The organism is uncultured Ralstonia sp. (assembly GCA_913056305.1).
In the GTDB taxonomy this organism is placed as follows: domain Bacteria; phylum Pseudomonadota; class Gammaproteobacteria; order Burkholderiales; family Burkholderiaceae; genus Ralstonia.
Genome location: CAJXMR010000006.1, coordinates 46185 through 68037, shown reverse-complemented (window position 1 = coordinate 68037; position 21853 = coordinate 46185). Strand labels below are relative to the sequence as shown.

The 21853-nt window shown below is 61.7% G+C and carries 20 protein-coding genes; 6 read left to right on the top strand and 14 right to left on the bottom strand.

Translation table 11 applies throughout. The features are described 5' to 3' along the window. Positions 1-244 precede the first annotated feature (244 nt). Positions 245-1090: a fumarylacetoacetate hydrolase family protein gene (locus tag QZ609_RS02240; protein WP_295490475.1), complete on the bottom strand. Its 846-nt coding sequence runs from the start codon at positions 1088-1090 to the stop codon at positions 245-247. A 96-nt stretch (positions 1091-1186) separates the two neighbouring features. Next, positions 1187-2695 (bottom strand): bifunctional 3-(3-hydroxy-phenyl)propionate/3-hydroxycinnamic acid hydroxylase, encoded by a 1509-nt coding sequence (locus QZ609_RS02235; RefSeq protein WP_295490472.1) that lies wholly within the window; start codon positions 2693-2695, stop codon positions 1187-1189. Positions 2696-2809: 114 nt separating this feature from the next. On the opposite strand from QZ609_RS02235, the gene QZ609_RS02230 reads away from it, so the two are divergent. From QZ609_RS02230 to QZ609_RS02215, 4 genes are all read left to right on the top strand, one after another. Continuing rightward, a complete protein-coding gene (locus tag QZ609_RS02230) occupies positions 2810-3358 on the top strand; it encodes a VOC family protein (protein WP_295490469.1) in 549 nt (182 codons plus the stop codon). Between the two features lie 47 nt (positions 3359-3405). Next, entirely contained in the window at positions 3406-3789 is a 384-nt protein-coding gene (locus tag QZ609_RS02225) for a DUF4440 domain-containing protein (protein WP_295490467.1), read from the top strand. Between the two features lie 46 nt (positions 3790-3835). Then, on the top strand, positions 3836-4822 hold the full coding sequence (locus QZ609_RS02220; protein ID WP_295490465.1) for an NAD(P)H-quinone oxidoreductase: 987 nt from the start codon (positions 3836-3838) through the stop codon (positions 4820-4822). 144 nt (positions 4823-4966) lie between these two features. Beyond that, a complete protein-coding gene (locus tag QZ609_RS02215) occupies positions 4967-5719 on the top strand; it encodes an IclR family transcriptional regulator C-terminal domain-containing protein (protein ID WP_295490461.1) in 753 nt (250 codons plus the stop codon). 102 nt (positions 5720-5821) lie between these two features. On the opposite strand, the gene QZ609_RS02210 is transcribed toward QZ609_RS02215, so the two are convergent. The 11 genes from QZ609_RS02210 to QZ609_RS02160 all read right to left on the bottom strand — a co-directional run bounded on the left by QZ609_RS02210 (position 5822) and on the right by QZ609_RS02160 (position 18844). Beyond that, the gene (locus tag QZ609_RS02210; RefSeq protein ID WP_295490458.1) at positions 5822-6895 is read right to left on the bottom strand and encodes a porin; all 1074 of its coding nucleotides are present in this window, start codon (positions 6893-6895) and stop codon (positions 5822-5824) included. 510 nt (positions 6896-7405) lie between these two features. Then, positions 7406-8527 carry an SMP-30/gluconolactonase/LRE family protein gene (locus tag QZ609_RS02205; RefSeq protein WP_295490455.1) on the bottom strand — a complete coding sequence of 374 codons (1122 nt, stop codon included), beginning with the start codon at positions 8525-8527 and terminating at the stop codon, positions 7406-7408. Positions 8528-8698: 171 nt separating this feature from the next. After that, entirely contained in the window at positions 8699-9193 is a 495-nt protein-coding gene (locus tag QZ609_RS02200) for a YbhB/YbcL family Raf kinase inhibitor-like protein (RefSeq protein ID WP_295490453.1), read from the bottom strand. Between the two features lie 193 nt (positions 9194-9386). Then, complete coding sequence (locus QZ609_RS02195; protein ID WP_295490452.1) at positions 9387-10547, bottom strand: acyl-CoA dehydrogenase family protein; 1161 nt, start codon at positions 10545-10547, stop codon at positions 9387-9389. A 288-nt stretch (positions 10548-10835) separates the two neighbouring features. After that, positions 10836-11402 (bottom strand): 2,4'-dihydroxyacetophenone dioxygenase family protein, encoded by a 567-nt coding sequence (locus tag QZ609_RS02190; RefSeq protein WP_295490450.1) that lies wholly within the window; start codon positions 11400-11402, stop codon positions 10836-10838. A 138-nt stretch (positions 11403-11540) separates the two neighbouring features. Next, positions 11541-12893, bottom strand: a complete 1353-nt coding sequence (locus QZ609_RS02185) for an MFS transporter (RefSeq protein WP_295490448.1) — start codon at positions 12891-12893, stop codon at positions 11541-11543. A gap of 441 nt (positions 12894-13334) precedes the next feature. Next, positions 13335-14027, bottom strand: a complete 693-nt coding sequence (locus tag QZ609_RS02180; protein WP_295490446.1) for a cupin domain-containing protein — start codon at positions 14025-14027, stop codon at positions 13335-13337. Positions 14028-14143: 116 nt separating this feature from the next. Next, positions 14144-14959, bottom strand: a complete 816-nt coding sequence (locus tag QZ609_RS02175; RefSeq protein WP_295490407.1) for a GntR family transcriptional regulator — start codon at positions 14957-14959, stop codon at positions 14144-14146. Then, positions 14956-16785, bottom strand: a complete 1830-nt coding sequence (locus tag QZ609_RS02170) for an acyclic terpene utilization AtuA family protein (RefSeq protein ID WP_295490404.1) — start codon at positions 16783-16785, stop codon at positions 14956-14958. Before QZ609_RS02170 ends, QZ609_RS02175 begins: the two co-directional genes overlap by 4 nt. 10 nt (positions 16786-16795) lie before the next feature. Continuing rightward, entirely contained in the window at positions 16796-17563 is a 768-nt protein-coding gene (locus QZ609_RS02165; protein WP_295490402.1) for an enoyl-CoA hydratase/isomerase family protein, read from the bottom strand. Between the two features lie 57 nt (positions 17564-17620). Then, entirely contained in the window at positions 17621-18844 is a 1224-nt protein-coding gene (locus QZ609_RS02160) for a CoA transferase (RefSeq protein WP_295490491.1), read from the bottom strand. 187 nt (positions 18845-19031) lie between these two features. Between QZ609_RS02160 and QZ609_RS02155 the strand changes: the two genes are divergently transcribed. After that, entirely contained in the window at positions 19032-19436 is a 405-nt protein-coding gene (locus QZ609_RS02155; protein WP_295490401.1) for a hypothetical protein, read from the top strand. A gap of 245 nt (positions 19437-19681) precedes the next feature. On the opposite strand, the gene QZ609_RS02150 is transcribed toward QZ609_RS02155, so the two are convergent. Further along, positions 19682-20464 carry a hypothetical protein gene (locus tag QZ609_RS02150; protein WP_295490395.1) on the bottom strand — a complete coding sequence of 261 codons (783 nt, stop codon included), beginning with the start codon at positions 20462-20464 and terminating at the stop codon, positions 19682-19684. A gap of 421 nt (positions 20465-20885) precedes the next feature. On the opposite strand from QZ609_RS02150, the gene QZ609_RS02145 reads away from it, so the two are divergent. Continuing rightward, positions 20886-21791 (top strand): LysR family transcriptional regulator, encoded by a 906-nt coding sequence (locus QZ609_RS02145; RefSeq protein ID WP_295490393.1) that lies wholly within the window; start codon positions 20886-20888, stop codon positions 21789-21791. Positions 21792-21853: the final 62 nt, after the last annotated feature.

Sequence of the window (21853 nt, the reverse complement as noted above, 5' to 3'; positions counted from 1 at the left end):
GGGGTGGGTCAGTTTTCGATGCAAATCCTGGGTCAGGATTCCGTGCAAATCAACATTCGGCGCAACGGGTCTGAGCAAAACATGCCCGTCACGCGGTACGGGCACGTCCTGACTCGCTTCTACCGAAGAGCTACGCGACCAAGCGCGATGGCTTGGCCGGGATACGCTGCCGCTGTTGGCGTAGCGTCATGAGGGATGTGTTCCTTTTTTGTTTTCATCATGGTCTCCTCCAAGCCGAGTCTTTCTACTCGGCACGAACCGGGTTCGTCAGCACGCCGAGCTTGCTCACCTCGATCTCGACAACGTCGCCGTCCTTCATGAAGACGGGCGGGTTCCGCTTGGCGCCGACGCCGCCTGGCGTGCCCGTCACAATTACGTCGCCGGGCGCGAGCGTGATGAAGCTCGAGCAATAGGCGATCAGTGTGGGAATGGAGAAGATCAGCATGTCGGTGGTCGCGTGCTGCATGACGTTGCCGTTCAGGCGCGTCTCGAGCGCGAGTACTTCGTTCTCGCCAATCTCATCGGTGGTCACGAGTGCGGGGCCGAACGCGCCGGTCGCCTCGAAATTCTTGCCCGGGCCCCATTGCGACGTATGCAGTTGCCAGTCGCGGATGCTGCCGTCGTTGTAGCAGGAGAAGCCTGCGATATGCGCGAAGGCGCGGTCTTCCGAAATGCGGCGGCCGCCCTTTCCGATGACCACCGCAATTTCGCCTTCATAGTCGAGCCGTTCCGATTCGCGCGGTAGCAGAATCGGCTGCTGGTGACCCACTTGGGAAGTGGTGACGCGCATGAAGATGGTGGGATAGTCGGTGCGCTGCTTCTTCGTTTCCTGCACGTGCTCGTCATAGTTCAGGCCCGCGCACAGGATCTTGTCCGGGTCCGCCACGACCGGGCGGTAGGTGTCGATCTCCTGCAGCGAAAAATCCGCGTCGAACTTGACGGCAGTGTTCTTGAGCGCGTCCATGCCGTCGCGACGCAGCGCGACGCCCAGGTCGGTCAAGTTCAGGCGAGCGCCGAGATCGACAACGCCCTCGTTAAGAACGGCGCCAAAGCTGTTCTTGCCTTGGCGGGAAAAGCTGATGAACTTCATTGCGGACTCCTGCTTGAGATTTGAGTGGGTAAGGGGATCAGGTCTCCAGCCCGCGGCAAACCGCCACTGGTCGGGAGCGCTGGAAGAGGTTTCGGGTCATTCAACCGTGACTGCGGCCGCGGCTCCCTGCAGGATCTCGTCCAGTCGAACAAGCAAAGCCTGCAGTTGCGCCGGCGTTGATGCCGTGCCGAACACGTATCGATCCGGACGAATCACCACGGCAGCCGCGCCCAACGCATCGAGCCACTGGATGGTTTCCGGGCTGTCGTCCTGGATGACCGTGACTGGGTACGAGCACAGCTCTTGGAGGCCGTCGCGCTGGCGCTCGCCAAGCAAGCCCGGCTTGGTCAGCACAGCGAAGTTGCAGTCGGCATGCGTATCGAGCCGAATGCCGGAACGCAGCTCCGGCTGGACAGAGACTGTCCCGCTGACGTGTTCGCAATGTCGAAGCGCGCTATTGCCCAGGCGAGGGTTCAGGCTCTGCATTTGGCGCGGGGCGGCCGCCAGCTTGCGGTCGCGTTCGGCCGCTGCAGCCGGATCGCGCGCCTGGATGATGCCGCCCAGTTCGACCGCAAGACGGATGAATTCACTTACGTGCGGGGCGCGCTCTTCCTGATAGGTGTCGAGCAACGTCTCGCAGGCCCTATGCTTGAGAACGGCCGCCAGCTTCCACGCGAGGTTTGCCGCATCACGAATGCCCGCGCATAGCCCCTGCCCGAGGAAAGGCGGCGTCTGATGCGCAGAATCGCCCGCCAGCAGCAGCCGACCCTTGCGCCACCGATGCGCGACCAGCGCGTGGAAGGTGTAAACGACGGCCCGCTCCAGATCGGCATCTTCGGGCGTCATCCACTTCTGGATGAGCGACCATACGGCTTCCGGGCGCGCCATTTCAGCCGCGTCCTCTTCGGTGCTCAGCATGATCTCGAATCGGCGGCGGTTGCCGACCCCACGCACATAGGTGGCCGGACGCGACGGATCACAGAACTGCACGCTATGGTCCCCCAGCACGGACCACGGACGCTTCAGGACGGCATCGAAGACGAGCCAGCGCTCGTGCAAGCCGAGATCGGCCATCTCGCTTCCGATCAGGCGCCGGACAAGCGATCGCGCGCCATCGGCACCGATTACGTATGCGGCGTCGATCGCACTCAGCTTGCCGCACGCCAGGTCTTCGAAGCGGAGGGTGACGTGGCTCGGCCCTTCTTCGATCGCGTACACCTCGCAGCGCGTCCTGACGCAGACCGCAGGCTGCCGCGACAGAGCCCGACGCAAGGTCTGTTCGAGGTCGGGTTGATGGAATCGGTAGCTGGAGTGCCAGCCTTGTGGACCCACGCCGTCCGGCCGGGGCCAGTCCACCAGGAGCTGTCCTTCAGCATTGACGAACTTCATGCCCGGCGACACGTGGCAAGCGCTTGCGACTTCCGTCGAGACGCCAATCGCATCAAAGACGCGCATGCATTCGGCGTCAAAGTGCACTGCCCTGGGCAAGGGGAAAGGCGCGGCCTCGCGCTCCAGAACGACTACGGTCAGGCCATGTCGGGCCAAGAGGTTGGCGAGGGTGGCCCCTACCGGACCCATCCCGACGACGGCAACATCGAAAAGCATCTCGTCTCCAAGTTTTTTTGACTATCACAATGTGATAGTAGTATATTTGTGTATTGAGTTTTGTCAAACAAATTGAGTATCGTTATCGCATTCGGATACAAAAGGAGACGGATGATGCGAAAAGGCCTCGCCTTCAGCCATGTCGGCATATACGTGCAGGACCTGGCAGCCATGACGCGCTTCTATGCGGAGCTGCTCGACTTCGCGATCACGGACGCGGGCAAGCTTGAAGGCCCTTCGGGGCCGGTTGAACTGGTCTTCCTCAGCCGCGACCCAGCTGAACATCACCAGATCGTGTTGGCCACGGGCCGCCCGGAACATGTCCCCTTCAACGTCATCAACCAGATCTCGTTGCGCGCCGACAGCCTAGCCACGCTGCGCGACCTGCATGCGCGCCTGGCCGGGGCGGGCGCAACCGACATTCATCCGATTACCCACGGGAACGCCGTCTCCGTGTATGCACGCGACCCGGAAGGCAATCGGCTGGAGCTCTTTGTCGACACGCCCTGGTACGTCAGTCAGCCGATGCGTGTTCCGGTCGACTTTGCACAGCCGGACGACGTGCTGATGCGGCGGATCGAGGAACATGCGCGCTCCCTTCCCGGCTTCGAGCCGCGAAGCGCATGGCAAGCGCGCATGGCGAGAAAGATGGGCCTGGCTTGACGAGCCCGCCGCCAGCGTGTTTCACATCGGCTCATTCGCGAGAGACCATGCAAACCGAAGTTCAACGCCGTATTCAGCGCTTAGATCAAGCCCGATGCGATGCCATGCTGGGCGAGGATTACGAGCGACTGGCAAGCCTGTTGTCGGACGATCTCTTGTTTGTCCACTCGAACGGCTACGCGCACGACAAAGCGGGCTACCTGGCCTTTCTGGCTGAAAAGGTGCGCACGCTGGATATCCATCGGCCCTCGGCGCCTGCCTTCAAGCACGTCGGCGCCGCCATCCTCGTTTGCGGCCCGCTAGATCAAATCTTGGAGCGGCGCGCTGAGGGCCAGCGCATCGAAGTTCGCTCCTACACGACGCAGATCTGGCGGCCATTCGGCGTCGCTTGGCAGTTACTCCATCAGCACTCCACGCGGCGCGCAGAGTAGGCATTTCTCATCCAATCACGTCATGAGCTGGCATCCAGACTCGACCATGCAACTGGCTATCCACATCAGCGCGCCCGGCGGCCCAGAGGTTTTGCGGCCACGCCGCGTTCCCATCCCTACATGCGGCCCGGACGAGGTATTGATCGAAATCGCCGCCGCCGGGGTGAACCGGCATGATGTCAATCAGCGTCGTCGCGGCCCCGACAATGTCCATAGCCCGATTCCCGGGCTCGAGGTTTCTGGCAAGGTTGTCGCCGCAGGCGCGGGCGTGACCGGCGTACAGCCCGGAGACAGTGTTTGCGCGCTCGTCAATGGTGGCGGCTATGCGCAGTTTGTAGTTGCGAACGCTCGCCAGGTGCTGCCCGTTCCGGTCGGCATTGCGCTGCAGGATGCGGCCGCGCTGCCTGAAGCCTTGTTCACGATGTGGCATAACTTCTTCAACGTCGCCAGGCTGCAGCAAGGGGAGCGCATTCTGATCCATGGCGGAACGAGCGGCGTGGGCACGCTGGCGATCCAGGTGTTGACGACGCTGGGCTTCCAGGTATTCACCACCTGCGGCTCCGACGAGAAATGCGCGATCGCGGAATCGCTTGGCGCAGCCCGGGCATTCAACTATCGCGTGTCGCTGTTTGAACAAGCCATGCTCGAAGCCACCGACGGACAGGGCGTGGATGTCATCCTCGACATGGCCGGCACGCAATATGGGCACCAGAACGTTGAGGCGCTTGCCCGGCGAGGGCGTATCGTGCACCTTTCTCCTGGGAACGGCGCGGACCTTTGCGTGCCCTTGCGCGAGCTGATGCGCAAGGAAGGGGCGGTCACCGGATCGTTGCTCCGGCCGCTTCCCGATGCTGAAAAGGGCAAGATTGGTGAACTGCTGCACGAGCATGTCTGGCCGCTGCTTGGCAGTCGCGTGCGTCCGGTGATTGCCGCACGCTACGCGTTGGAAGACGCTCACATTGCGCATCGGACGCTCGAGACTGGCGACGTGGCCGGCAAGATCCTGCTCGACGTCATTGCGTCGGACGCCTAGAGCCGGCGGTTAGCGAGCTCCATGCCGCTGGCCTAACGGACTGCACGGCTTGCACGCCTATTGCGGTGCGATGGCGTTGCGTGCCCAGCCGCTAAAATAGCGGGATTTTCCGCAGCCCATCGTCAATCGCGCCGCCAATCCGCCATGTCCAGTCTGTCGAAGATGCTTTCCATTCTCGATCTGTTTACGGTCGAGAAGCCCACCTGGTCTTCCGAGGCGATCTGCGAGTGGCTGGGTTGTTCCGCCCCAACCGGATACCGCTATCTGCGTGAGCTGGTCACCGCCGGATTGCTGCTGCGCCTGGGCAACGGCAGCTACGCGCTCGGGCCGCGCATCATGACGCTGGATTATCAGTTGCGGACCGTCGACCCGTTCTTCAAAGCCGGGCAGTCGCTGATGCGCGAGCTGTCCACCCAAACCGGCTGCGATTGCGTGATGACACGGATCTTCGACGAGGAGATCGTCGATACGCACCACGAATTCGGCGCGGACGGGCTCAGGCTCGCATACGGCCGTGGGCGCCCGCGCCCGCTGTTCAAGGGCGCCGCGCCCAAGGTCATCCTGTCGACCATGACGCGCACCAAGCTGAGCCGGCTCTTTCAAAAGTACCAGAAGCCCATCCGTGAAGCCGGGATGGGATCGACGGCCGAAGAGTTCTGGAATGCCCTGCAGCCCACGCGCAAAGCGGGTTACTACATCTCGAAGGGCGAACTCGAAGCGAACGTCTGCGCAATCGCCACGCCGCTGTTCACGGACGGCCCTCAGGCCATCGGCGCGCTGGCGCTGGTCATTCCGTTGCGGCGGTTCGAATTCATGAACCATGAGAAGCTGCTGGAGCTTCTGAAAGTCGTGACGGAACGGATTTCGGCCGAAGTCGAGAAGAACGCCGCGAGCTGACCGAACCGTCGAGTCTATGCGCCGGCGGACTTTGCCGCTGCAATCCCAATCGGCGGCGTTGCAGCGAGACGCCGGGCCGACGACCCGGCGTGCTCAAGCCAGTCAGAACTTGTGACGGATGCCGACCGCTGCGCCAAACTGGCTGTCAGCGGTCGCGGCGATGGTGTACGCCGCACCGGCGCCGTTGTAGTTCTCAAAATCCAGCGCCGAATGCTTGGTGTACGCGGTCGTGACATACACGTCCGTGCGCTTGGATAGCGCATACGACGCGATCAGCGAGAGTTGCCAAGGCTTCTTCGGGTTCGATTCCACGCCGTCAATGGTGGCGTGCTTGATGTTGTCGTAGTAGAGCGCGCCGATCAGCGAGATCTTGTCGGTCACGTCTTGCCGCACACCGAACCACCATAGGTTGTCGCGCGTGATCTGACCAACGGCCGGCATGTCGTTGCGCCCGTAACGGAATCCCCCGAGCAGCACCGTGCGGTCAGAAATCCCGTAACGCGCACCGGCAAAGACCTTGCGGGCGACGCCATAGCCGCTCGCCGTGCGCGGGCCATGAAGCTCGTCGTAGGCGGCGGCCAGTTCCAGCGGCCCGAAGGTGTAATCCATGCCAGCGCCATACGCAGAGGAACCAGCCGCCGCGCCGGGTTGCCCTCCGAATGCCCAGTGCGCCTCTGCGGTGAGCGGGCCAAACAATCCGCGATACTTGACCATGTTGTCTTCCCGCAGGCTGGGTCCAAGCAAGCCGATCACCGGCTCATACTGGCCCGCATAGGAGGTCGGCGAGAAGTTTGCCAACATATCGAAGAGCGACGTGTATTGCCGGCCCAGCGTCAACCGCTGCCCTTGCCCTTCCAGGCCTACCCAAGCCTGCCGGCCGAACAAGCGGCCACCTTGCTGCATCGTGCCGCTATTCAGCCCGAAGCCGCTTTCCAGGGCGAACACGACCTTGTTGCCGCCGCCCAGGTCTTCCGCCCCGCGCATGCCCCACCGGCTCGGCGAGAGTCCGCCGGACTGCTCTGCCCACCGGGACGCCCCTGAAGTCGAGTTCGCCCCCCGATTGTTCGTGGTGTATTCCACGTTCGCGTCGACCACGCCATAGAGCGTGACGCTCGACTGCGCCCACGCGGCCGAACTGGACAGAACGCCCAGCGCGGCAAGCCACTTCGCCTTCATCGATCTCCTCCTGTGTTTTTTGATCGTTGTAAGTGTGTCGGCGAATTTTGTACTATCACAATACGATAGAAAACGTAGTGTTTACGCTTACAAGTTTAGCTTCAGTATCTCCTTTTGAGTGGCGATCTTGTCAGTCCGCGACGATTGCGGGCAAATCACCGCGATTTCGTTCGCCGGTGTTCAGGCGCGGTCAGACATGCGAGGCAGCGCCTGCGCCAATCGCTGGCCCATAGCTTGTACCGCGCGGCGATATCGATTGGCCTGGCCGTCCGCGCCCAGCGTCATGGCATCTCGCGTTTGCCAGAAGTCAAGGGCAGCAGACCCGTGAAGAAAAGTGCAATAGCGCCCGGGACCGATGCGATCTCGGGCGCGTCTTTGGTCCACCATGAGACCCCTGACCGTTCCAGAGCCACCTTCGTGACCTCATCCAGACCTACAACTTTTCGCGCCGACTGAAGATGCTGAAGGGGTACGCTCTTTATGAATACATCTGTAAGCGAGCGGTCGAGGTCAGTGAAGTTGAGCAGCAGGATCTCGTTGACGTGACGCGAGGTCGAGGTCTAGACCTTCCGGTATCCGCTTCTTGATTCTCGAGATGGTGTGGAGCTTCACCCGCTGCGCCCACGGCCCATCGATGGTGTGCAGATTCTTGCCTGCGAGATGCGCGAGGCCAAGCTCGTCACTGAGCTGCGCAATGGCCGTGTCGACATCGAGCGAGAGGTTGGTGACAAGAACGTCGTCGCCATGGAAGACGAGGCCGTTCGACCAGAGTAGGCCAATGGGTGCCCCCTTGCGATCGATGCCGCCGAAGTCGCCGAGTTTGGCAATCACTTGCCCTTGTTTCGGCTCGATCACGAGAATCTCGTTAGACTGGTTGCACGCGATCCAGAGATTGTCGTGCTCGTCGATGATCAGGCCGTCGGGTCCACCGCCAACCCGATTGACGAAGACTTCAGGCGTGCCGGGCTCAAGCGTTGGGCCGGTCACCGGTATCTTGACAACGATGTCGGTCGACGTATTGGCGACGAACAAAGCCGTCTTCTTGTTGTTGAACGCCAGGCCATTGGCGCCGATTGTCGGTGGAATGCGCGTGGGCTTGAGCAGCGGGCTGGTGACCCATGCCGACGCCTCGCCGCCGTCGGGTCCGACTTTCCAGATGATGCCTTGGTGGGCGTCGGTCACGTAGACGTTTCCGGCGGGGTCGAACGTCATCCCGTCAAGGCCTGGGTTCTTGCCAGTGACCGTCATGAATACGGAAGAGGCACCCGTACTGGGATCAACGCGCAGGACCTTCGCGCCCAGGTAGTCGACGACAAGCAACTGGCCCGTCCGAGGATGGAAGCCGACGTCGAGCAACAGTCTGCTTGAACCCTTGATGGTGACAGTGCGAAGGTGCTTGCCCTGCGGGTCGAACACAATGAGTGTTCCCTCACTCGTCTTGGGTTTGTTCGCCGCCACCGTGACGACGTAGACGTTGCCCTCCCGGTCCACGGTGATCCCCTCGGGATGCGCCTCACCCGGCGGCAAAGTGGCGAATGTCTCAACCTTGCCGCGCTCCCAGGCCATCGCGACGAGCGGCGTCGCCAACAACGCCAGCAGTATCAGTACCGTTTTGGCTATGTTCGTTCTCATTTGCAGTCTCCAAAATTTACGGGTGGCCGTAATGCGCAGGATTATTCAATCGTGTCTGCCCCATTGAATCCGCCAGCGGTCCCACCACCGGCGCCAGGAACGCCGCACGCTCGCGCCGAGCCGGGCCTTGGGGCTGGCGAGCGGTTCAAACTGTCGCGGCAAGGTACACCCTTAACGTTTGTAGAGGCCGGTCAGAGTAGAGGTGGCGAGCGTGTTCTGGCAGATGAAAAAGCGCACCACAGCGTTGGTCGGGTTGGCCGGCATCTCCAGCTTGGGCACGCCCAGTGCATGCACGGTGAAGATGTAGCGGTGCGCGGGCAAGCCCTTGGGCGGACAGGGGCCGCCGTAGCCGACGGCGCCGTAGTCGTTGGCGGCCTGCGTGCCGCTGGCGCCCAGGTCAGTGCCGTCGCTAGAGCCCCGGCCCGCGGCGAGTTGGGTGACGGACGAATCGATGTCGAACAGGATCCAGTGCCAGAAACCGCTGCCAGTGGGCGCGTCCGGGTCGTACAGCGTCAGCGCGAAACTCTTGGTGCCTTCCGGCGCGCCCTGCCATTGCAGCGCGGGCGAACGGTTCCGGCCGGTGCCGTCGTAGCCATCGAACTCATGCACCAGTTGGAGCCGTTCCTGATCCTTGAACTCAGGCGACGTTATGGTGAAGTCGTTCATGCTATTTCCTTTGATTTACTTGATTCGAGAACCAGGAAAGCTGCATCGCCTGGACGTGCCGTACCACTGATGCACCTATTTGTCATGGCGCCGCTTCCTCTAGCTGAGCCGGGGCCTCCCCTCGCACCGCATGTTCGGCCGCCGACGATTCCTCTGCCACGCCCTCGATGCGGTTTGTCTCGCGGTGCGCGGGTCAGTACGACTTCGGCAGCCCGAGCGCCTGCTCGGCTACGTAGCACAGCGCGAGCTCCTGCGTCACCGGTGCGAGCAACGACAGCACGCTTTCGCGCAAGCCACGCTCGACGTGGTACTCCTTCGCGTAGCCGTAGCCGCCGTGCGTGCGCACCGCGCGCAACGACGTCTCGAAACTGGCTTCCGCCGCAAGGTACTTGGCCGCCGTGGCCTCGACACCGCAGGGCTTGCCCGCGTCGTAGAGCGCCGCCGCCTTCCACATCAGCAGCTCGGCTGATTGCAGGCGCATCCAGCACTCCGCCAGCGGATGCTGGATCGCCTGGTTCTTGCCGATCTGCCGGCCGAACACGACGCGTTCCTTGGCGTAGTCGGTTGCCCGCGCCAGCGCTGTCTCAGCGGCGCCGAGTGCGGCAGCCGCGACGAGGATGCGCTCCGGGTTCAGGCCGTGCAGCAGGTACTTGAAGCCCTGGCCTTCCTCGCCGATGCGATCCTCGACGGGGATTTCCAGCCCGTCGATGAACAGCTCGTTCGAGTCCACCGCCTTGCGCGCCATCTTCTCGATCTCGCTGATGCGCACATGCGAGCGATCGAGGTCGGTGTAGAACAGCGTGACGCCATCCATCGGCCGCGCGCATGCCTCGATCGGCGTCGTGCGGGCCACCAGCAGGATCTTGTTGGCGTGCTGCGCCGTCGAGGTCCAGACCTTCTGACCATTGACGACGTAGCGGTCGCCTTCGCGGCGGGCGAAGGTTCTGACGCGTGTGGTGTCGGAGCCGACGTTGGGCTCCGTCACGCCGAAGCAGGCGCGATCGGAGCCATCGATCAGCGGCGGCAGCATGCGCCGCTTCTGCTCCTCGCTGCCGAACACGGCCACCGGCTGCGGGCCGAACAGGTTCAGATGCACGGACGACACCGCCGCCGAGCCGAGCTTGCCGATGGTGCGCATCACCATCGCGGCCGCCGAGATCCCAAGCCCGGCGCCGCCATGTTCTCTCGGCATGGTGACGCCGAACCAACCGCCGCGGGCGATGGCTTCGCAGAATTCAGTGGGCCAGCGCCCGTCGCGGTCGCGCTCGAGCCAGTAGTCTGCGGCGAAGTCGGCGCAGATGGCCTCGATGGCGTTCCTGATTGCGAGCTGGTCGTCGGAAAATTCGAAGTTCACGAGGAGGCGTTCCTGCAGCAGGTTTTCGGGGAGCTCGGCCGGCCTGTCGGTCACCATCTGGGCCATGCCTTTGGCGGCCGGGGCACCAAGTGCCGGGCGTGGCGAACTCGCGGTTGGTCATCTCCAGCGCGCGCCGCTCGGTATGCGTCACGGTCAGGCGCAGCGCGACTTCGCGCGTCGGCAACGGCGGGCGCGCGGCCCATGCCATGACGACTTGAGCGAAGCCGACGATGCGCAGACCCGCGAGCGGTCCGCCCTGATTGGTCCTGTCCGTGCTGCGCTTTCGGGTCAGGAACCGGCTACATCGGCGCCATTGCCGCGGACGTAGGGCACCGGTCCGATCCCGCGTGCCGCCGCGAGGGCCTCGATCGCGTACCGGATCGAGACCGCGTCATTGAGCGAGTGGAACGTGCCGTCGTCGTTGAAGCTGACTTGTGCGCCTTCGATCCAGGCGATGGTGATGGTGTCCTCGGTGTTGTCCTCGGGGGTGTAGAAGGTGTGCACCGAGCCGCCGGGCTCGTACAGGTAGGAGCCCGCCGTCTGCGGCTGGTCCGGGTACTCGCGATACTTCCAGCAGCCCTGGATCGTCCACACCTGCGCCGTACCGGTGTGGTAGTGAATCGGCAGGGAGCGACCGGGTTCCACGATGGCCATGAAGACCCACTCGCCGCGCTCCAGGTCCAGGCGCAGCGGCTTGATATGGATGCCCGGAAAGACATCCTTGATCAGCGGGATCTGCTCGATGTTGACGGTCAGGAGCTTGTCCTGGGGCAGGGCGGGCAGCGGCAGCGGGGCGCCGGTGGACGTGGTGAGCAGCACGGGGGACAGCGGTGTGCTGATTTGTCTTGCGGTCATGCTTGTCTCCTTTCAGGGTGGGAAAAATCGATGTCCTACCGGTGCGGATCGTCCAGCATGGACTCGAAGGTGTGCGCCGCGAGCATCGGATGCCGAGCGGCTGCAGCCGCTCGCGTCAGGCCTGCGTGCTCTCGGTTCTCAGCTTGTCGACGAGGATCTCGCCGCATGAAACGCCAGCGGTTTGCGATACTTGATTGCGGCGGGGGTGATAGCAATGGCCATGAGGCCAAAAGCCGCGGGGACAAAGATCATGGCTCGAGGTTCGAAATGGGTCAGAAATCCCATCAGAATCGGAAGCGTTCCTCCGGCAATTGCGGTAGCGACGTTGTGCGCAACCGAGATTCCGGTAATGCGAACCTGTGCTGAAAACACACGCACAAGGTGATTGTTCAGCATGATCGTGATGGCGCAGGGCAGGCCAAGGAGCGTCAGGTTGAAACCGATGTTCTGCGGCGTTGGCGAAGCGTAGGCATTCACTAGTGCGGCGAACAAGGCCATCGCCGTGAATGTGATGCACACCGTCCAACCGATCCGATCCATCAGCCAGCCCCCCAATGCTGTCGAGACGAGGCTCGCAACGATCAGCCCAGTTTGCGCGCTGTGCGCAATCGTCGGGGGAATGTGCAATCCTGTTTGCAGAAAAGTGGCCGGGAAGAGCGCTACCGTCTGGACAATCGAATTGCTGGCGAGACTTGCTAGCAGTGCTATCAGGAGTTCGGGCCGAGCCGTGGTCAGCAGTTCCCGTATCGGCATGGATCGGTTCAGGCTTTTTCGAGCCGCCATTTCGGTAAAGACTGGCGTTTCGGCGGCGAATTTCCGAAGTCCCGAGGACAGCAAGCCAAACAGACCACCCAGCACGAACGGGATGCGCCAGGCGTATGCCAACATCTGCTCCCCGGAGAATCCGCGGCCAATCGCGGCAAGCGTTGCAAGTCCGACGAGTGTCCCGATTCCCAACCCGGTCCCCATCAGGCCGATTGCGAGCCCGGCGCGACGTTCAGGTACGTGTTCAGCGACGAAGGTCAGCGCCGTAGGGATCTCCGCTCCCATCGCCAGCCCTTGACACAGGCGGCATGCGAGCAAGAGCAGCGGGGAAAGTATGCCGACTTGTGCGTAGGTGGGTAGCACGCCAATCAGCATCGTGGGCGTCGCCATCAAGGCCACGGTAACGATGAACATGCGCTTGCGGCCCAATCTGTCGCCCATCGCTGAAAGGAATATCCCTCCGATAGGCCTGGCGATGTAGCCGGCCGCGAAAATTGCAAGCGTCTGCAGCGTGCTCAACCAGGGCTCGGCATCGGATGGAAAGAACACCCGGCTAAGCGTTGGCACCATGACCCCGAAGACGATGAACTCGTAGTACTCGAGTCCGCCGCCCAACATCGCGATGCCGAGCATCTTGACTTGCGTTCGGGTCAGCGGGGATGCGGCGGTGGACGCGTCATGCAGGCGTTCTGCCGACGCGTGCTCCGTTATCGACGCTCGCTCCATCAATGTCTCCTCGTTTCCTGTGGCTGCTTTGACAACGGGCGCTGTTGGCAGCTTTCGGAAAGCGCCGCACCATTAGTCTTGCCGAAATAGTTATATAGCTCTATTTATAGAACTACTGTATTCCACGCCGACCCTCCGCACACTCAGTGTTACTACTGAGTGCTCATGTGCACGTGCTTTCGTTCACCTTCCGCAAGCCGGCCCATGTTTTGGGAAGCTATCGAGCGATATCCGATGTGCCCATCGTGACCTCCTCCGATCAAAGGGTGCTCACTTTGACCTCGGAAGTCACAGGGCCTTCTCGGCGATGGAGCTGGTGCGGCAATGCCTAGGCCAGTCGCCGAGCGCGCGGGTCAAGGCATGGGGTGCCGGCTCAATCGAGTTTTTCGATCCGTTGATTCCGGGAGGGCGCGCTGAATCTGCGCCCTCGATTAGCCGGCCTCAGCCCTGCGCCTCATGCGCACGGATGAGGAACAGTTCGCTAGGCATATCACTGGTCTTGAATTGAAGTTCCGCTCCATCGGGAACGAAAACCCAGTCGTGTGCGTGTGCCGAGAATGGCTGCCCCTCGATCAGCCCCTCGATCGCACCGGTTCGAATGAACAGAACCTGCTCCGTTGCGCTCAGCCCATGTGCTGCAGCACCACCATCGGCTTCAAGTGCGATCGCGTAGATTCCGAGAAACCGGGCGTCGACGGTCTGAGGCGTAATGATGGGCTGGACATGCGCCCCCCAGTAGTGAGGAAAGTCGATCGCTTTCGTATGCGCGGGAACGTCACGGACATTGCCCGTATCGGAATGCAGTCGTGGATCGTCCACGCCGGCCGCAACCACCGCAGCATTTGGATTCTCGCTGTACGGCGGCGCGTAGACGACCATCACTTGCACGGGGTCGTCGCTCACCACCTCAAACCGGTGAAAGACTCCCGCCGGATTGAAGGACCACTGCCCTGCCTCAAATGTCCGACGCTGGCCCGCCATTTCGCCAACGCCGGTGCCGGAAAGCAGGTAAGAGGCTTGCTCCAGATTGGGATGGGCATGCGGCAACGCGCCGTGCCCACGCGAGATGGTGCCAAGCAGCACCTCCAGCCGCCGCGCGCCGACCGTTTCCTTGCCGATGACGCGGCGGTTCACGGTGCCTGTGTGGTTGGCAGGGGAGTAGCCGGGTACGTCAGCGACCCGTCGCACAAACGGTGAGGGTGAATTCATTTTGTCTCCTGTGTTCTTTTTTTGAGGGGGCTTGCCGAAAATTAGCGACGGCTTTCTGGCATCGCCAGGGCAGGGTACTGCTCCGTGAGCTTGGCAGGCATCTCCACGTCGAGGACGAAGCGATCGCCCCTATACCAGAACAGGCCTGCGACAAGCACATTGCCATCGATGTCGAGCGCCGTTCGAACGACCTTGGCGACAGGCGACCCAAAGGCATAGTCCAGATCGCGCGCCAAAGCGAAGTCGGCCGGTTCCACCGTCATCGTCTGATGCATCATGCCAAGGCGCTCGCCTTCGACCTGCCGCAGCAGATGGATGAGCTTGTATTTCCGCGGGCCGCCCGGCGGGAAGCGGGCGAACACCGACGCGGCCACATACGACTCGATCAGGCAGAACGGCGTGCCGTCGTGGAGATGCAGTTTCCGGATCATCACGTACTGATCCAGCGGCGTGCCTCGCTTGCTCAGTTCCGGCGGCAAGCTCACATTCTTGCGCTGCTCCAAGATGCGGATTTCCAGGTCGGTGGTGTGGACCGACTCGTCGTTGATTGCCGCGCGCAGGCGATCTCCCGGTGCGGACGGTCCGTTGATCACATATGTGCCTCGCCCGCGCTGGCTGCTCACCAGCCCTTCCTCGGTCAGCAATGCAAAAGCCTGGCGCACCGTCACCTTAGCGATCCCATAGGTCTGGGCCAGGATTTCCACCGTGGGTAGCTGTTCGCCGACCGGATACTCGCCTGAGGCGATCTTGTGGCGCAGCACGCTCGCGAGTTGCCGGTAGCGGGTCACGCCGCCGGCGGCATCCTGATACAAGGTTGAGCTGCTGTCGGCCGCTGCGTTTGTCATTGCATGTTTCATGGCAACATTTCCTTCGGTAGGCGTACCGGCATTGTCAACAGGATCTGCGCCATACCCTTGCCGAGCGGATCATTACGCAGCGAAGCCATACCACCGCCATCCAGCGCCGACTCGCAGACGAAGTTCATCGCATCAAAGCCCGGCAATTCGTAGCGCGTGACCGCCCCCTCAACCAGATGACCCAGCCAGTCTGCCACACGCGCCGCGGTGACCTCGGCACGCAGCACGGGCAAATAATCCGGACGGCGTGCGATCAGCCCGATGTTGGCCGTATCGCCTTTGTCGCCACTGCGCCCGTAGGCGAGCCGAATCAGTGGAACCACGACCGTATCGCACGCGAATTGACTGGTGCCTTCATTCTCCATCGATACCGACGGTGCTCGCACATTCGACTCTGCCGGGCCGGGCGCCGGGATCGGCGCCTCCGCTTTCGAGGCTGCCGAGGCGGCCGTAGGAATCGATACCGCGGTGCGCTTGCCGTCCATTACCACGGCAGGGGACAAAGCAGCTTTGTCGAGCAGGAATGCATATTGCCGGATCGACGGCGACGGACTGGCGCGCCCACCGCCCCCCGTTGTGCCGGGCGCCCAGCTGGTCCCCGCAGCAGCGATTTCCCGGCCGAACAACTCCAGCGCCGCTTTCTCCGGATGCATCACGGACACGCGCATCACGGCTTCCCGCGTGTGCCGCGCGGCTGCGTGCGGGCCAAAACACGATTCGGCGCCGAGCACCTCAATCCGCGTGCGGGTGTAATCGCCCCAGCCATGCTCCTCGAAGAGCTTGCGCGTTCGGGCGAGGATCGCCTCCGCCGTACGCTCCGCCTTGGCCACGGCGTCGACGCCGACAATGGTCAGCTGGGCATTGGCGCGGAATCCATCGACATACGTTGCGCAGACCTTGTAGACACTGTCGGGTGCCCGTCCTCGCGCACCGCTCACCTCCACTTGATTCGGGCCGACCTCACGCAGCCGGACCTGGGTGAAATCGCAAATCACATCGGGCAGCAAGTAGGCGGCGGGATCGCCGATCTCATAGAGAACCTGCTCCCCGACCGTGGCGGCGTTGACGAGCCCACCGGTGGCAGGCGGCTTGCTCACCAGGAAGGTCCCGTCGGCCCGGCACTCGATCACCGGATAGCCGATGCCGGGCCAGTCCGGCACACTTTCCCAATCGGTATGCAGTCCGCCCGTGGCTTGACAGCCGCACTCGATGATGTGGCCCGCGAGGCTCCCCTGTGCCAGCCGGTCATAGTCGCCTGCGTCCCATTTGAACTCGTGCATCAGCACGCCCAGCGTGACGGCGCTGTCCACACAGCGCCCCGTGATGACGACCTGCGCCCCCTGATCGAGTGCCTCCTTGATCGGCAATGCCCCAAGATAGGCGTTCGCGCTCACCACGTTGTCCGGCAGTGGACGCCCCTTCTGCATGTCACGCACGCCGGCTTCGCGCAATGAGGGAAGCAGTGGCATCACGTCATCGCCCTCGACCACCGCGATACGCAGCGTCACGCCCTGCTCGGCAGCGACTGCCGCGAGCGCCTGCGCGCAACCATGAGGGTTGATGCCGCCTGCATTGGTGACCACGCGGATGCCGCGCGCGACGATTTCCTTGAGCAGGCTTTTCATCGTCACCGCCACGAAATCCGTCGCATAGCCCAATTCGGGCTTGCGCAGGCGGGCCGAGGCCAGGATCGACATCGTCAGTTCGGCCAGATAGTCGAACACCAGGTAGTCGATCTCACCGTGGCGCACCAGTTGAGGTGCGCCAATGCTGCTGTCACCCCAGAAGCCCGAGGCGCCGCCAATGCGTACTGTCTTTGCATTCATCCTTGTCTTCCTATTTGCCGGTCCAGATGGGCTGGCGCTTTTCGCGGAAAGCCAGTTGACCTTCTCGTGCATCGTCCGTCATTGCAAGCAACCCGATCTGGCTCTCGGTGAAGGCCATGGATTGCTCAAAGGGCATGCTCTGCGCGTGCTTGAGTGTGTAGAGCCCTCGCCGAATTGCGGTGGGCGACTTGGTCAACAGGCGGCCCAGCAGCCAGTCGAGCTTCGCGTCGAGGTCGTCGCTGACGTGATTGACGAGCCCGGCCGCTTGCGCCTCCCTGGCGGAGAACGGTTCACCGCACAGGCACAGCTCGGTGAGCACGCGGCGCGGTATCAGGTCCTGCAAGACGCTCAATACCTGGGCGGGAAACACGCCCACCTTGACTTCAGGCAAACCGAAGATCGCATGCTCGCTCGCCACCGCCAGGTCGCACATCGCCATCAGCCCCAGACCGCCCGCCATGCAAGCACCGTTGACACGGGCGATCAGCGGCACCGTCGACTGGCGGGCACAGCGGAAGAGATTGGCAAGGTCTTGAACAGGCCGGGCGTAATCAAAGGCAAACGACTTGCCGCTTTGCAGATCGGCGCCGGCGCAAAAAGCCTGGTCGCCCGCACCGGTGATGACGACGGCACGAATGTCGGTGTCGCAATTGGCGCGTGTTATACCGTCAGTCAAACCGGCCAGCACCGTAGGATTCAAGGCGTTGCGACGCTCCGGCCGATTGATGGTCAGGTACAGAATCGCGTCGCGAACCTCGCTCAATAGTTCTTCGTTCATATGACTTTCCATGTCAGTGCGCGGGTGCGGGGGGCGCTTCTTCTCAGTCTAGAGTTGCTATTTGGCGTGTGTTTCCATGGATACGCCTGCCGACATCAACGCTTCGATGGCGGCATCGTCATAGCCCGCTTCGCGCAGCACTTCCCGACTGTGCTCGCCGAGACTAGGCGCGTGACTGCGATGCATCGGCGGCGTGCCGTGCCATTCGCTCGGTACCGCCATTTCACGGATACGCCCTACAGCCGGGTGTTCAGACTCGGTGAAAAAGCCGATGTCGCTCAAATGCGGATCCTCGAGCAATGACTCGAACGTATGCATCGGGAAGACTGGGATGTCGACATCCTTGAGCAACGTGCGCCATTCATCCGTGGTCCGCTTGGCCATTTCGTCGCTGACCATGGCGTAAAGCTCGGTGATATGCGCGGTACGGGTGGTTATGTTGGCAAAGCGCGGATCGGTGTCGTACAGCTCCGGCTTGCCGATCACCTTGAGGAAAGCACGCCAATGGTGATCGTGATAGATGAGGCAGCAGACGCTTCCATCCCGCGTCGTGTACGGGCGACGCTCCGGCGACAGCAGGCGCGGATACCCGAAGCCTCCCTTCGCCGGGATAAAGGTTTTGCCGTAGAGGTGGTCGCCCATCACATAGGGCACCATGGTCTCGAACATTGGGACATCGACGCGCTGCCCCTTGCCGGTGTGGGCTTGCGCGTAGAGCGCGGCGCTGATTACCCCAAATGCATAGAGGCCAACCGAGCGATCGGCAATAGTGATGGGCAGATAGCGCGGGATGTCACCGCTACCCATTGCGACGGCCTGCGGCAGGCCAGTCGCGGCCTGGATCATGTCGTCGAATGCCGGCTCTGGCGCATAGCGGCCGCGCTGCGAGAAGCCGAACATGCCGACGTAGACAAGGCGCGGATTGATCTTCGCCAGCGATTCATAATCGAGCCCGAGGCGTTGCATTGCCTGGGGGCGTACGTTGTACGCCAGCACGTCTGCGCTCTTGACCAGGCGCAGCAAAGCCTCGAGCCCCGCCGGAGATTTCAGGTCCAGGACGACGCTGCGCTTGTTGCGGTTCAGCCCCAGGAATAGCGGGCCCATCTTCTTGTCGCCGCACGGGCCGATGCCACGCGTGCTGTCTCCCGTCGGTGATTCCACTTTGACCACGTCGGCACCGAGGTCGGCAAGCATCTGCGTAGCCGATGGCCCCATGAACACCGTGGTGATGTCCACCACCTTCACGCCGGCCAGCGGGCCGGTTGTCTCCTTTGTCTTCATATTCTCAGTCATGTCAAAGTACTGCCGGCGGTCACGCCGGACGTCGGCGGGCTCGCAATCTCAGGGATCGTCGAGCAACCCTGATCGTGATGCTATAGTTCTATTTATAGATCTATTTGATTTTCCGCGCAACCCCGGATTAGTACCGATACGCCAATGCAAAGCCCGCCTGGACGTTCAAGGTGCCTTGCCGGCCGACGTCTATGGAAAGGCAGGGCAGCCCCAAGCCGGACTGGACCGCCTAGCCGAAGCGCTGGCGCTGGTCGAAGAAACGAGAGAGCTGGTAGACGAAGCGCAACTGCATCGGCTCAAGGGCGAACTGCTGCTGTGGCAGTCAAGCGAGGGGTCCGCCCTCCACACCGGTCACGAAGAGGCGGAAGCCTGTTTTCACACGGCGATCGCGGTGGCCCGCGCGCAGGGTGCGCGGTCGCTGGAACTGCAAGCCGCGTTCAGCCTGGCAAGGCGATGGCGGGCGCAAGGGAAGACGGACGCCGCCCGCCACGCGCTGGCCGAGATCCACGGCAGCTTCAGCGAGGGCTTCGACCTCCCCGACTGGAAGCAGGCCAAGGCCTTGTTGGATGATCTGAATTGACGCTGTGGAACTTGTGCTGTGGTGTCACGATGTCATTTACGTAGCCGGTGCCGATGACAATGAGTAACGCAGCGTCGAGTGGTTCTGGTATTGGTCTGGAGACCGGATTGCCGCAACGGAACGTATCGTAGGCTTGATCCTCGACCCCCCCATGCCCATGCCCATGCCCATGCCCATGCCCATGTCCATGTCCATGTCCATGTCCATGTCCATGTCCATGTCCCGGCGGATGCGCCATCAGTAGTTCAGGCGTAGCCCGACAAATTTTCTTCCTGGATCATGGATTCCAGCAGCAAATCGAATGGGGCACTAGACACTTTGAATATGCCTTGGTACGGATGGGTCAATTCCAGTATCAGAAAATTTGCGCTCGCGATGGCGATGGCGCCCAATAGAAGAAAGAATATTGCGATTATATTTCCATCGCTAAGACTGCCATAAAGAAAAAACAACAAACAAGCCCAGCCAAACACAATGACAAGAAGCAATGCTGGCACCTGGTTAGAAAGGCTCCGGACAATATTGGATTGAATGGAAATGAAGTTGCTGGAGAATTGCCGAATTGAGTTGAGATCGTCGCGAGTAATATTTCTGAAAGCCTCGGAGAGCTTGTTGATCTCCAGCACCATCTCGACATCTTCGGAAAGATGGCCGTAGCTGACCTCCCCGCCATTCTTCTTGCCCTCACTGGGCCAATATCGTCGCAGCAAGCGAACAACCATCCGCCGCAGCATAAGCCTTGGCCTATCAGACGCATCAGGAAATTGCTTCAGTAAGAGGTCGATATTGGCTACTGCGTTTATCAGTGAATTAAAGTCGGCCTGATGACTGTTGAAGGTGGTATAGGAGGAGGATACAAGGAGGCCCAAGACAATGGCAAAAAGAGTGCCAATCAAACCCGAAACCGATCTGATTACATCCACTGATAGATTGATTTCGGAGGGGAGTAGCTTGTGCACATAGACCCCGGCAATTGCACAGGCAAAAGTGGAAATGGCAATTGCAATGCAGCGACCAAGGATGCTCATTCAGTCCGTCCGCTTAGGTTCGTTTCGTTAATTTCGCGTCCGCCATCGCTGGCGGCGCGTTGTTCCTTGTCACGGCAACACGTACCGCTGCAGCTCCGCGATCTTGTGGGCATGGCAGCTTTGCAAATTGTGCATCACATTGTCATAGTTGACAAGTATATCAGATATGACTATTGTGGCGACGTTTCGCCTGGCGAATGCTGCCAACTTGGCCGCCGCTAAGCGCGTCGCAATGATTGGGGGCGAGGCCTCCTGCTTACGCATCGCTCCAGTCAAGGGCGGCGCGCCATTGATTTCCTTACACATGGAGCGCGGCCAGGTGCTGTCAGCAGTCGAAGAGGCGGCGACAAGCGCGTGCTGCAGCCACTTAGTCAAATCCGAAGCTCGCGACCCTCCCGTGCGAGCTTTGGTCGAGGTACCTATGGACCATTTCGAGAGTTTGCGGCTCTTTCGGACGATCGTCGAAGTCAAGAACTTCAAGCGGGCGGGGCTGATGCTCGGGCTATCGCCATCTGTCGTGTCCCGCGCGATGTCCTCGTTGGAGGAGCGCCTTGGTGCGCGCCTCTTTCACCGTTCCACAAGGCAGTTCTCCTTGACGGACGCCGCGCAGCGCTTCTATGACGGATGCTGCCGCGTGTTGGATGATCTCGACTGCTTGGAATCTGACGCACGCAGCCATGGTCGTTTGCCCGTTGGTGTGCTGCGCCTCGTCGCGCACACGACCGCCACTTCGTTTTGGCTAGCCCCTCTCGTATCGTCATTCAAGCGAAAGTACCCAAAGGTCATCGTGGATGTGACTCTGACTGAAGGTGCCACCGACCTAGCGACCGAGGGCTATGACATTGGTCTCGTATTGCCTTTCATGTTGGCGACGGAACTGGCTGTGACCCGCCTGCTCCATCGTCTACCGATGGTAGTTGTTGCAACGGCAGGGTATCTTCAATCGCGGCCCCGGCCACGCTATCCGGCTGACCTCGCAGACCACATTTTCGTTACCGTGCCGCCCTCCGTGCACAAGCCGACCGTGACGCTCCGAGCAGAGGAAGGCCCACTGACTGTTCCGATCAAGTACGAGATCACTTCTAACAACGTGGCATTCAACCGCGAAGTCGTGCTGGAAGGGCTGGGAGTGGGGCTCTTGCCGATGGCCCTTGTCGGGCAAGACCTCCAGGCGGGGCGGCTCGTTCGCCTGCTCGAAGAATACGAGATCGTCGATGGGGCTGCTGAGGTCCGTCTGGCTTATATGAGTCGCACGCTGGTTCCCGCAAGAGTCAGGGCGTTCATCGACCATACCGTTGAATTCATCGAGGAATGCGCAGTCAAGTGAAGGTGCCCCGAGGCGCCATTGCATTCCATGCTTCTGGGTACAGGCCGGCTGGCCGAATGTCC